The organism is Salinispora tropica CNB-440 (genome assembly GCF_000016425.1).
Lineage (GTDB): Bacteria > Actinomycetota > Actinomycetes > Mycobacteriales > Micromonosporaceae > Micromonospora > Micromonospora tropica.
Genome location: NC_009380.1, coordinates 2,760,366 through 2,772,112, shown reverse-complemented (window position 1 = coordinate 2,772,112; position 11,747 = coordinate 2,760,366). Strand labels below are relative to the sequence as shown.

The 11,747-nt window shown below is 67.1% G+C and carries 9 protein-coding genes; 4 read left to right on the top strand and 5 right to left on the bottom strand.

All coding sequences use genetic code 11. The features are described from left to right. The first annotated feature begins 68 nt into the window (after positions 1-68). A complete protein-coding gene (gene glpK / locus STROP_RS12395; RefSeq protein WP_012013690.1) occupies positions 69-1,586 on the top strand; it encodes a glycerol kinase GlpK in 1,518 nt (505 codons plus the stop codon). 275 nt (positions 1,587-1,861) lie between these two features. Here glpK and STROP_RS12390 read toward each other — a convergent pair whose 3' ends face one another. Next, the gene (locus tag STROP_RS12390; RefSeq protein ID WP_012013689.1) at positions 1,862-3,493 is read right to left on the bottom strand and encodes a peptide ABC transporter substrate-binding protein; all 1,632 of its coding nucleotides are present in this window, start codon (positions 3,491-3,493) and stop codon (positions 1,862-1,864) included. A 290-nt stretch (positions 3,494-3,783) separates the two neighbouring features. Further along, positions 3,784-5,415, bottom strand: coding sequence for a peptide ABC transporter substrate-binding protein (locus STROP_RS12385; protein WP_012013688.1), 1,632 nt, complete (start codon positions 5,413-5,415; stop codon positions 3,784-3,786). A 479-nt stretch (positions 5,416-5,894) separates the two neighbouring features. Here STROP_RS12385 and STROP_RS12380 point away from each other — a divergent pair, with 479 nt between their 5' ends. From STROP_RS12380 to STROP_RS12370, 3 genes are read left to right on the top strand one after another with little or no spacing between them, the layout of a single operon-like run. After that, positions 5,895-6,731: a CPBP family intramembrane glutamic endopeptidase gene (locus tag STROP_RS12380; RefSeq protein ID WP_012013687.1), complete on the top strand. Its 837-nt coding sequence runs from the start codon at positions 5,895-5,897 to the stop codon at positions 6,729-6,731. Beyond that, entirely contained in the window at positions 6,728-7,882 is a 1,155-nt protein-coding gene (locus STROP_RS12375; protein ID WP_012013686.1) for a sensor histidine kinase, read from the top strand. Before STROP_RS12380 ends, STROP_RS12375 begins: the two co-directional genes overlap by 4 nt. Further along, positions 7,879-8,541, top strand: a complete 663-nt coding sequence (locus STROP_RS12370; protein WP_012013685.1) for a response regulator — start codon at positions 7,879-7,881, stop codon at positions 8,539-8,541. Before STROP_RS12375 ends, STROP_RS12370 begins: the two co-directional genes overlap by 4 nt. Positions 8,542-8,829: 288 nt before the next feature. Here STROP_RS12370 and STROP_RS12365 read toward each other — a convergent pair whose 3' ends face one another. From STROP_RS12365 to STROP_RS12355, 3 genes are all read right to left on the bottom strand, one after another. Continuing rightward, on the bottom strand, positions 8,830-9,369 hold the full coding sequence (locus tag STROP_RS12365) for a DUF305 domain-containing protein (RefSeq protein ID WP_012013684.1): 540 nt from the start codon (positions 9,367-9,369) through the stop codon (positions 8,830-8,832). 56 nt (positions 9,370-9,425) lie between these two features. Continuing rightward, a complete protein-coding gene (locus tag STROP_RS12360; RefSeq protein WP_012013683.1) occupies positions 9,426-10,226 on the bottom strand; it encodes a lytic polysaccharide monooxygenase in 801 nt (266 codons plus the stop codon). Between the two features lie 165 nt (positions 10,227-10,391). Continuing rightward, positions 10,392-11,717 carry a sensor histidine kinase gene (locus STROP_RS12355; RefSeq protein ID WP_012013682.1) on the bottom strand — a complete coding sequence of 442 codons (1,326 nt, stop codon included), beginning with the start codon at positions 11,715-11,717 and terminating at the stop codon, positions 10,392-10,394. Positions 11,718-11,747 lie beyond the last annotated feature (30 nt).

Here is an 11,747-nt window from a genome sequence, read left to right as displayed (position 1 = left end):
TTTGCGGTACCCCAGCTGCTTCACGTCTGATCGACTCATCCGGACGACCCGCAGAGGAGAGCTTCCGAATGGCCGATTTCGTTGGTGCGGTGGACCAGGGCACCACCAGTACCCGTTTCATGATTTTTGATCATGGTGGTAACGACATGGGTCACCACCAGCTCGAGCACCAGCAGATTCTGCCGCGGCCCGGTTGGGTCGAACACAACCCGGTGGAGATCTGGGAGCGGACCCAGACCGTCATCCAGACGGTGCTCTACGAGCATCGCTTGGCCGTCACCGACCTCGCGGCGCTTGGGATCACCAACCAGCGGGAGACCACCGTGGTGTGGAACCGGCGCACCGGCCGGCCCTACCACAACGCGATCGTGTGGCAGGACACCCGGACCGACCGGATCGCTTCGGCGTTGGAACGCTCGGGCCGGGGAGACGTCATCCGTCGTAAGGCCGGCCTGCCCCCGGCGACGTACTTCTCCGGCGGCAAGATCCAGTGGATTCTCGAGAACGTGGACGGGGTCCGGGAGGCGGCCGAGCGTGGGGAGGCCATCTTCGGTAACACCGACACCTGGCTGTTGTGGAACCTGACCGGCGGCACCGCGGGCGGCGTGCATGTCACCGATCCGACCAACGCCAGTCGTACCATGCTGATGAACCTGGAGACGCTGGACTGGGACGACGAGCTGCTGTCGTTTTTCGACATTCCCCGCGCGATGGTGCCGCGGATCCGGCCGTCGTCCGACCCGGACTCGTACGGTGTCACCGCCGCCCATGGCCCGTTCACCGGCTCGGTCCCGCTCACCGCGGATCTCGGCGATCAGCAGGCGGCCACCGTCGGTCAGGTCTGTTTCGCTGCCGGAGAGGCCAAGAACACCTACGGTACGGGCAACTTCATGTTGCTCAACACCGGCACGGAGATCGTCCGTTCCCAGGCGGGGCTGCTCACCACCGTCTGCTACCAGTTCAGCGACCAGGCGCCGGTGTACGCGCTGGAGGGCTCGATCGCCGTCACCGGTTCGGCCGTGCAGTGGCTACGCGACCAGCTGAAAATCATCAACACCGCAGGGCAGAGCGAGATGCTGGCCCGCCAGGTGGACGACAACGGCGGGGTGTACTTCGTGCCCGCCTTCTCGGGCCTGTTCGCCCCGTACTGGCGCTCCGATGCCCGCGGCGTGATCGTTGGCCTGTCCCGGTTCAACACCGACGCCCACATCGCCCGGGCCACCCTCGAGTCGATCTGCTACCAGAGCCGAGACGTCGCCGAGGCCATGGCCACGGACTCCGGCGTACCACTGGAGTGTCTCAAGGTCGACGGCGGCGTCACGGTCAACGACCTGTGCATGCAGTTGCAGGCCGACATCCTCGGGGTGCCAGTAAGCCGGCCCGTGGTCGCCGAGACCACCGCACTCGGCGCCGCCTACGCCGCCGGCCTCGCCGTCGGATTCTGGCGCAGCACCGACGAGCTCCGCGAGAACTGGAACGAAAGCCGCCGCTGGCAGCCCACCTGGCCGTCGGAGCAACGCGAGGCCGAGTACGAACGCTGGAAACGGGCCGTCCAACGCACCCTCGACTGGGTCGATCTCGACTGATCGTCACCAGTTACCCTCGCTGGGCGCTTCCCGCGAGGTTGAGCGGAACCCGGGCTGCGCGGCGATGGCGTCATCAACGACCAGCCGGCTCTCGCCGCCATCGTAGGTTGGCTCGGTGCAGTCGTATTGGACCCCGCCGCGCGTAGCGTGGCGGGGTCGGGTGGGTAGCGGGGTGGGTAGCAGCCGTTCGGTTTCGGCCCGGAGGGTGTCCGGGCCGATTCACGGCTGCTACCCACCTCTTTCCACTGGCTGGATCTGTTTGCCGACGCTCGGTTCTACTTCAGGGAGATCGCACCGTAGGCGGCGCCGGAGACCTGGTTCCAGACGAAGGTGTCGACGTTCTCGCTGTAGACCGCCGCTTCCTTGCGCCAGAACATCGGGATGACCGGCATCTCCTCGGCCAGGATGTCCTCAGCCTGCTGGTAGAAGGTGATGGCCTCCTCCATGGTCGGAGCGGAGTCGCCCTGCTTCAGCAGGTTGTCGAACTCGGGGTTGCTGAAGGTGCTGTTGTTGCTGTCGACGCCGGTGCTGTACAGCGGAGTCAGGTAGGTCTCCAGGAACGGGTAGTCCGGACCCCAGCCGAGCCGGAACGGGCCGGTGAACTCCCGGTTGTCCGCCACGTCCAGGTACTCGGCGAACTGCAGGTTGACCTTCAGCTCGTAGTCGATGCCCAGTGCGGCCTTGATCTGGTCGCCGACGGCCTGGAGCCAGGCGTCGTGGCCAGCACCCGCGTTGGCCCACAGGGTCAGCTTCTTGCCCTCCGGCCAGCCACCGGCCGCCGCGAGCAGTTCCTTGGCCTTCTCGACGTCCTTCTCGCAGTAGGCGCAGATACCCTCGCGAGCGCCCTCGAAGATCGGCGCGACGAAGCCGGTGGCGGGGGTGTACCGTCCGTCGAAGACAGCGTCGATGATGGACTGCCGGTCGATCGCCAGCGAGAATGCCTGGCGGATCCGCTTGTCCTTGAAGCTGTCGTCGTACAGCGGCATGCCGACGTAGTTGAGGCTGTCGCCCTCCTGCTCGTACAGCCGGTCGCCGTAGCTGGCCTTGGCGTCCTTGAAGCGCGCCGGCGGGATCGTGTACATCACGTCCAGCTCGCCGGCCTGGAAGGCGGCGTAGCCGCTGTCCACGTCGGCGAAGATCCGGTAGTAGATCTCGTCGGGCTTGCCCGGCTCGCCCTTCCAGGTGTCGCTGCGGACCAGGTTGATCTCGATGTCGTGTTCCCAGCTACCGTCGATCTTGTAAGGGCCGTTACCGATCGGGGTCTCGTTGCAGGCATCCGCGTCGTCGACGCAGGCCTGGGCCATCGGGAAGAAGCCCGAGTACCCGACAATGGTCGGGAAGCCGCTGAACGGCGCGCTGAGCTCGACGGTGAAGCTGAGGTCGTCGACCTTCGTCAGGCCGGACATCGTCTCGGCCGACGGTGCCGGGGCCTCCGCCGGGCCCTCGCCGTCCGGGTCCTTGGGCAGGACCTCGTCGATACCGGCGATCCGCTTCATGAAGTAGCCGTTGTTCTGGGCGTTCGGCGCGTAGGCGGCGAAGTTCCACGACCGGATGAAGGAGTCGGCGTCGACCGGCTCACCGTTGTCGAAGGTGTAGCCGTCCTTCAGCTTGATCGTCCAGAGCTTCTGGTCGTCCGAGGTGATCGACTCGGCCAGATCCATCTCCGGCTCACCGGTCTCGGCGTTGTACTTGACCAGACCGCGGTAGAGCTGACGGATCACGTAGATCGACGGCTCGTCGTCGCCGTTCGACGGCAGCAGGTACGCCGGCTCTGAGGCGTAGACCCGCAGCTTGCCACCGGACTGGCCGGCGCCTTCCTCCGGATCGTCACCGCTACCACCGCAGGCGGTGGCCAGCATGGCGGTGGCGGTCGCCGCGACCGCCACCTTCAGGAATTTCCCGCGCATATGGAGTGCCTCCTCAGGGCGCTCGGCTCACGAGGGGGTGTGAGGTGCCTGTCACTGTGACACCAGACACGCGATCGCGAGAAGGCGTGTTATCAACCCGATACCCGGCCGGGATGGTGCGTACATCAGTCCGGAGCAGTTCGACCGAGCCCCGGGGCAGATGTGCACCCGGGCTGACCAGGGCCGCGCGTACGAGGCGACGGCGGCCACCCCTGCTCGCGCTCGGCATGGCGGCGGCGGTGCCGGCCCACCTCTTTCCACTGGCTGGATCTGTTTGCCGACGCTCGGTTCTACTTCAGGGAGATCGCACCGTAGGCGGCGCCGGAGACCTGGTTCCAGACGAAGGTGTCGACGTTCTCGCTGTAGACCGCCGCTTCCTTGCGCCAGAACATCGGGATGACCGGCATCTCCTCGGCCAGGATGTCCTCAGCCTGCTGGTAGAAGGTGATGGCCTCCTCCATGGTCGGAGCGGCGTCGCCCTGCTTCAGCAGGTTGTCGAACTCGGGGTTGCTGAAGGTGCTGTTGTTGCTGTCGACGCCGGTGCTGTACAGCGGAGTCAGGTAGGTCTCCACGTACGGGTAGTCCGGACCCCAGCCGAGCCGGAACGGGCCGGTGAACTCCCGGTTGTCCGCCACGTCCAGGTACTCGGCGAACTGCAGGTTGACCTTCAGCTCGTAGTCGATGCCCAGTGCGGCCTTGATCTGGTCGCCGACGGCCTGGAGCCAGGCGTCGTGGCCAGCACCCGCGTTGGCCCACAGGGTCAGCTTCTTGCCCTCCGGCCAGCCACCGGCCGCCGCGAGCAGTTCCTTGGCCTTCTCGACGTCCTTCTCGCAGTAGGCGCAGATACCCTCGCGAGCGCCCTCGAAGATCGGCGCGACGAAGCCGGTGGCGGGGGTGTACCGTCCGTCGAAGACAGCGTCGATGATGGACTGCCGGTCGATCGCCAGCGAGAATGCCTGGCGGATCCGCTTGTCCTTGAAGCTGTCGTCGTACAGCGGCATGCCGACGTAGTTGAGGCTGTCGCCCTCCTGCTCGTACAGCCGGTCGCCGTAGCTGGCCTTGGCGTCCTTGAAGCGCGCCGGCGGGATCGTGTACATCACGTCCAGCTCGCCGGCCTGGAAGGCGGCGTAGGCGCCGTCCACGTCGGCGAAGATCCGGTAGTAGATCTCGTCGGGCTTGCCCGGCTCGCCCTTCCAGGTGTCGCTGCGGACCAGGTTGATCTCGATGTCGTGTTCCCAGCTACCGTCGATCTTGTAAGGGCCGTTACCGATCGGGGTCTCGTTGCAGGCATCCGCGTCGTCGACGCAGGCCTGGGCCATCGGGAAGAAGCCCGAGTACCCGACAATGGTCGGGAAGCCGGTGAAGGGCTCCTTGAGCTCGACGGTGAAGGTGAGGTCGTCGACCTTCGTCAGGCCGGACATCGTCTCGACCGACGGTGCCGGGGCCTCCGCCGGGCCCTCGCCGTCCGGGTCCTTGGGCAGGACCTCGTCGATACCGGCGATCCGCTTCATGAAGTAGCCGTTGTTCTGGGCGTTCGGCGCGTAGGCGGCGAAGTTCCACGACCGGATGAAGGAGTCGGCGTCGACCGGCTCACCGTTGTCGAAGGTGTAGCCGTCCTTCAGCTTGATCGTCCAGAGCTTCTGGTCGTCCGAGGTGATCGACTCGGCCAGATCCATCTCCGCATCACCAGTTTCGGCGTTGTACTTGACCAGACCGCGGTAGAGCTGACGGATCACGTAGATCGACGGCTCGTCGTCGCCGTTCGACGGCAGCAGGTACGCCGGCTCTGAGGCGTAGACCCGCAGTTTACCGCCAGATTGATCGTTACCTTCCTCTGGGTCGTTGCCGCTGCCGGTGCAGGCGGTGGCCAACATGGCGGTAGCGGTCGCCGCGACTACCACTTTCAGGAGTTTCCCGTGCATAGGAGTGCCTCCTCAGGGTGCTCGGCTTACGAGGGTGTTGAAGTGTCTGCCACTGTGACACCAGACACGCGATGGCGGACAGGCGTGTTATCAACCCGGTATCTGGCCGGGATGATGCGTACACCGTCCCGGACTCAGTCACCCAAATTCGGCCCAGCGCTTTAGGTATGGCAACTGCTCATTGGACAACCAGTTGTCGTCGCGAGGCCAAATGGTTGGCGCTGCACGATAATCAGTTGGAGTCAGGGGTAGTGCGTTTGGCCCCGTGCCCGTTACGGATGTTGGCCCGCCGCCCGGTCGTCTCGTCGACACCAGCCCCGTCCAGGGTGCGTGTCCAACTCCCGCGTGAGGTCGGTGTTGTCCCCCGTGCGAGCTACCGGCAGGTGTCCTCCGTGCGGTGACGTTTTTGGGTCGGTGACTCCATAACGTGGAGCACAAGCCGCTGCGCGATGGCAGCAGTTTCTCACAAAGGAGTTGTCATGCGGCTGTTGAAGCAGCTTGGAGTCGTCATGGCGGTTGCCCTCGTCGGCGGTCTGGGCGTTGCCGCGGCCACCGGTAGTGCGTTGTTGACGTTGGCCCTCGGCATCGCGACGGCCGTGCTCGCGGTGTTCGCGTACGGGTGGGTGGTGCGTCGGACCGAACGCCGTGTGCCCGTGGAGGTGGCCCTGACCGGAGCTGGTGCCGCGACTCGTCGAGGGATGCTGATCGGTGTCGGGATGTTCGCGGTCGTCCTCGGCGGTATCGCGCTGTTCGGCGGCTATCGGGTTGCCGGCTGGGGCTCCCCGGCCGGCATGGTGACGCTTTTCGGTATCATGGCCGGCGCCGCCGTGACGGAAGAATTGATCTTCCGGGGCATTCTGTTTCGGATTGTTGAGCAGCGATTCGGGACATGGAATGCGTTGACCCTGACCGGCTTGCTGTTCGGGCTGTCGCATCTGTTCAATCCGAACGCCAGTGTGTGGAGCTCGGTCGCCATCGCGATCGAGGCCGGCGGAATGCTCGCCGCCGCCTATGCCGCCACCCGCACGCTGTGGGTGCCGATCGGGCTGCACTTTGGCTGGAACTTTGCCCAGGCCGGGCTCTTCGGCGTTGCGGTATCGGGTAGTAGTGAGCCGGCGGGGCTACTGGAGGGCGTGATGTCGGGGCCGGTCGCGGTCAGTGGCGGCGAGTTCGGGCCGGAGGCCAGCCTGTTTGCCGTGCTCGCCGGTGCCGGGCTGACTATCGTGTTCATGTGGCTGGCCCGCCGGCGTGGCGGGATCGTGCCCGCTGCCCGGCGCGCGAACGCGGCCGGTGCGGTCGCTAGGCTGCCGCGATGATCCGCCCCGGGAAGATCCTGGACCGTTGGCGATCGTCCGATGCCGTTGTCCGGGATCTGCCATTCCCGCTGCTGCTCGTCGCGGCCTCGCTGATACCGGCGCTCCACGTCCCTGGGACGCAACTCGGCGACCTGCCAACTCGCCCTCTGGACGCGTTGGCGATCGTGGTGGTCGCCCTGGAGTGTCTCCCGCTCGCCCTACGTCGCCGGTGGCCAGCTGGCTGTCTCGCCCTGGTGTCGTTCGGTTTCGCGCTCGACCAGTTGCTTGGCTATCACACGGTCGCGGGCATTGCCCTGCCCGTCGCGTTGCTGAGCGCGGGCGCTCATCTGGAACGGCACCGGCGCACCGTCGCGGTTGTCGGGTCCGCAGCGTACGTGCTGCTGGCGGTCGCACTCGACCGGCTCGGCTCGACGGAGGGACTCGCGGGGTTCATCACGTTCTATCTGGTGCTGGCTTTCGCGTGGGGGATCGGGGTCTGGCTTCGGCTGTCCCGGGCCGGGGAGGCGGAACGCCGCCGCCACGTTGCGGAGACCACCCGTATCGCTGAACGCACCCGCATCGCTCGGGAGTTGCACGACGTCGTGACCCACCACGTAACGGCAATGGTTGTGCAGGCCGAGGCGGCGCGGTACCTGTCCTCGGCTCCCGAGCGCCTCGATCAGACCCTGGCCGCGGTTTCTGACACGGGTCGGCGGGCCATCACGGATCTACGGTATCTGCTCGACTTGCTCGACCCGGACGATGGCGCCGAGCCGGTGCCGTCGTCCGTCGGCGAACTCCACGCCCTGGTAGAGCGGATCCGGAGGACCGGCCATCCGGTGGAGTTCACCGAGGAGGGCGGCCCCCGCGGCACGATCGGCAAGGCCGAGATGGCGGCGTACCGGGTCGTGCAAGAGGCTCTGACGAACGCCCTCAAGTACGCCTACGGCATCCGTACCGTGGTCCACGTGCGCTACGAAGCGGCTGAGATCAACGTGGAGATCAGCACCGACGGCTCGAGATCGGGTACCAGTCAGCTCGGTGGGAGCGGGCGAGGGCTCGCCGGGCTCCGCGAGCGAGTCGGCCTGCTCGGTGGTGAGTTGAGCGCGGAGCGACGGTCGGGCGGCGGCTTCGTCGTGCGGGCGCGTATTCCCGAGGAGAGCCCCGAATGACCGTACCGGTTCGAGTCCTGGTCTGCGACGACCAGGCGCTGATCCGTACCGGCTTCGCCACGATCATCGATGCTCAGCCCGATCTCGAGGTGGTGGGCGAATGTGGGGACGGGCGAACGGCGGTCGAACTCGCCGGCCGCGTACACCCGGACGTGGTGGTGATGGACGTGCGGATGCCGGTCCTCGACGGCATCGGGGCGAGCCGTCTGCTCGCCGGAGCCGGCGTGGCGAATCCCGTCAAGGTACTCGTGGTGACGACGTTCAACCTGGACGAATACGTGTACGAGGCGCTCCGGGCAGGGGCGAGCGGTTTCCTGCTCAAGGACGCGCCGCCGGCGCAGCTGCTGCACGGGATCCGGACCGTCGCCACCGGTGCGGCGTTGCTGGCCCCCGAGGTGACCCGCCAGCTCGTGGGCAGGTACGCCGCGCGGATCAGGCCCGCGGAGGGCAGCTCGGGCGACATTCCGCTGACCCCACGTGAGCTGGAGGTACTCCGCCTGATCGCCGATGGTCTCTCGAACAGCGAGATCGCTGCCACACTGGTGATCAGTCAGGAAACCGTGAAGACCTACGTGTCGCGCATCCTCACCAAACTCGACCTGCGCGACCGCGTGCAGGCGGTGGTGTACGCCTACCGGAGTGGCCTGGTGACCTGGTGACCTGACGACCTTCGGCGCCCCTGTCCCGTGATCCCCTACGGCCTTACGTGACGGCGCACCAGATCGGCCCGTCTGTCGCAAGTTCGCCTGGACTACCCGGCGCTATCGATGCGATCGAACTCCAAGGCCGGCACATACACCACCATCACGATCACCGCCGGTCCCTATCCGACGACCTCGAAGCCATCACCTGGCCCAGTCGACCGTCAACTGGGCCAGGGCGGATGTCTCGGCGGCCTGATGGCTCGCCCAGGCCGGGATCCGTCAGTACCCCGACCTGGGCGTCCGTCAGCTGTTGAGGTACGCCAGCATCTGTGCGATCTGGTCGGCACGGGATTCCCGAACCCTGCGGGCGAAATCCCTGACTTCCGGGTTTTTCCCCCTTTCCTCCTCCCACTGGGATATCTCGACCGCGTTGTGCTGGTGGGCGACGAAGAGGTTGATGAAACTCCGGTCGAAGTCGGTCACCGTTGCGTCCCGCAGCGCGGCGATCTGCTCGGGCCCGGTAGCTGGCAAACCACCGTGCTCAGCATGCGCGGCCGGGTCATGGTCGACCGCTGCCGGTTTCGACCAGGTGTCGAGCCACGATCTCATCATGGTGACCTCGTCGTCCTGGGTGGCCTGGACGGCAGCGGCAAGTGTCTTGATCTCTTCCTGTTGCGCACGGGTTCCAGCCAGCTGGACGAGCTCCAGGCCCTGCCCGTGGTGGGCGATCATCATCTGTAGGTACATCACATCGGCGGCGTTGTGGGTGGTGCTGACCTGGACGGCTTCGGAGGTCGGTGCAGGGGGTTCCGACGTGCTGGACGAGGTGCCACAGCCTGCCACCCACAGTGCCGCTCCGACGGCTGTCAACAGGGCTGCGACGGCCCTGGTTGCGCGCCTCACACCGGCAGCCACAGGGCGAGAGTGAACAGCGACGGCTCCCAGCTACGAATCGCGGTGTGAGCCTGCCGGCAACGGTAGCGCTCTCCGTCGAAGGCGACCTCGTCGCCGACCCGGTAGGCGGTACCCGCTGCCCAGGCTGGGGCGGTCGGCCCACCGGTCTGACCTGGCGTCCCTGGGTTGGTGGGCAGGGCAGTCGATGTGGGTTGGCCGGTCGGTTCCTGCGTCGGCGTGCTGGTGGGTTTGGGAGTCGGCGACTGGGTCGGCGGGGTGGTACCTCCACCCTGCACGTCGAGGTCGATGCAGTTGTAGAAGGCCATCGGTGTGTCGCCGATGTTCCAGATCGCCAGTACCGTCTGCGGGCCCGCGAAGTCACTCAGATCGACCCGGTGGGTGACGACCGCCTCGGGCTGTCGGTTACCACCGTCGAACTGGGCGATCCGGGTGTCGCCGATGAAGTACTCCCACGTGCTGGTGCGATGCCGAGCCGTCAGCGTCCAGCTGAAGGTGACGGTGTCGCCCACCTCCCGAGCCGGCCAGCCACGGTTGTTGTCGTTCAGCACGGCGAACTGGGAAAGCCCGCCGTCACAGCGTTTGAGGCCCTTCGGCCCCTCCACACTCTGCGGCTCGTACGTGATTGGGCCGCAGTCCGGAACGGCGCGTTGCGCGCACAGCGCCTGCCGGCTCGGCGGCGAGGCCACGTACCCGTGTGCCGAGGCGGGCGACGCGAATACCAGTGTCGAGCCGGCCGCGGCCGCGACAGCTGTCAAAGGGTAGGCGATGAGCTTGCGAGTGTTCATCGTTCGTCAACCGTCCTGTCGGTGGTTGCCGGACTCTCCGGCATTCCTCGAGTTACGGCTGAGGACGCTAGGCATGAGTGCAATAACAAAGCCTTAAAGACGGCGAAAACGCTTCTTAAAGCACGATCCGCTGTCACCCGGGAGCGGTACGTGCACCGCGTCGGCTCAGCTGCGGTCGGCGTGCCAACGGCGCTCGCCCGACACGGACGGCAGGTCGGATGCTGCGCCCGCCGCCAGGACCAGTGCCACCCGGGCGCCACCCAACGACCCGGTTCCGATGTGCAGCCGACCGCCAGCGGCGATGGCTATCCGCTGCACGATGTCCAGGCCGAGCCCGGTCGAACCGGCTCCGCTCGTGCCGCGTCGGACGGCTGTGGCGGGGTCGGCGATGCCGGGACCGGCGTCGTCGACGACGAGCGCGTCCGGTGAGACGGTGACCTGGAAGGCCGATCCCTCCGGGGTGTGCGCGAACACGTTGCCGAGCAGGGCGTCCACCGCCAGGATCAGATCACCGCGTGGCACCGGCAGCGGCACCTGCCGATCGCCGCCGACCACCGTCCAGGGCCGCTGCTGGTCCTCGGCCAGTACGGCCCAGAACGCCAGCCGGTCGGCCAGCACCTCGACGAGGTCGGTGCACTCGGTGTCACGCTCGCCCACGCTGCTCCGCGCCCCCGTGATGATGGCCTCCAATTCCTCATCGAGGAGGTCGCAGGCTTGCCGCATCCGCTCCCCGACGGGCCCGGGCGGCATCGCCTCGACGTCGAGGCGCAGTGCCGTCAGCGGCGTACGCAGACGGTGCGACAGGTCGGCGGCCATCTCCCGCTCGGCGTCGATCAGCCGCCGCATGTCCTGGGCAAGCCCGTTGAACGCCTGTGCGGCATCGTGCAGCTCCGCCGGGCCGTCGGGGGCGACCCGGGCGGTCAGGTCGCCGGTGCCGAGTTGTCGGGCGGCACCGGCGAGCCGGCGGGTGGACCGCACGATCCGGCTACCCAGACGATCGGCAACGAGTGTGGAGCCACCGACCAAGATGACGGCGAGGCCCGTCAGGGCCAGCCAGGAACGCCATACCCCACGCTCCATATCCTCGCGGGGCACGTGTACCTCGATCACCGCGGTCTGCCCGTCGCTGATCACCGTCGGCAGCAGGTAGGCCAGACCACCGCTCGTGTCTGCGGTGACCGGACGCCGGTATCCGGCGGCGAGTGCCACGTCGGTGGCAGTGGCGTGCACCACCCCGACCGGGGCCGCGTCGGGCAGGTGCACGGCGAGTCGTCCCTCGCTGCCGGCGGTGGTGCTCATCACCGCGCGCGTCAGCAGGTGTGGATCCTCGTCCACGGCGAGCGCCGCCACCATCGCGGCAGCCTGCTGGCGGGCATCACCGATGGCCCGGTCGTACGCGAGCTGGCGGGTCACCACCGCGAGAGGCACGAGGAAGGCCAGCGCCACCATCGACGTGATGGCCAGCGCCAGCCTGTTGAGCGCCCATCTCATGGCAAACTCCGCCTCGCTCAGGTCCGACTG

Coding starts and splice junctions, on each gene's coding strand:
- STROP_RS12380 (WP_012013687.1), top strand. CDS start 5,895: ATGCGGCTGTTGAAGCAGCTTGGAGTCGTCATGGCGGTTGCCCTCGTC.
- STROP_RS12390 (WP_012013689.1), bottom strand. CDS start 3,493: ATGCGCGGGAAATTCCTGAAGGTGGCGGTCGCGGCGACCGCCACCGCC.
- STROP_RS12360 (WP_012013683.1), bottom strand. CDS start 10,226: ATGAACACTCGCAAGCTCATCGCCTACCCTTTGACAGCTGTCGCGGCC.
- STROP_RS12385 (WP_012013688.1), bottom strand. CDS start 5,415: ATGCACGGGAAACTCCTGAAAGTGGTAGTCGCGGCGACCGCTACCGCC.
- STROP_RS12375 (WP_012013686.1), top strand. CDS start 6,728: ATGATCCGCCCCGGGAAGATCCTGGACCGTTGGCGATCGTCCGATGCC.
- glpK (WP_012013690.1), top strand. CDS start 69: ATGGCCGATTTCGTTGGTGCGGTGGACCAGGGCACCACCAGTACCCGT.
- STROP_RS12370 (WP_012013685.1), top strand. CDS start 7,879: ATGACCGTACCGGTTCGAGTCCTGGTCTGCGACGACCAGGCGCTGATC.
- STROP_RS12355 (WP_012013682.1), bottom strand. CDS start 11,717: ATGAGATGGGCGCTCAACAGGCTGGCGCTGGCCATCACGTCGATGGTG.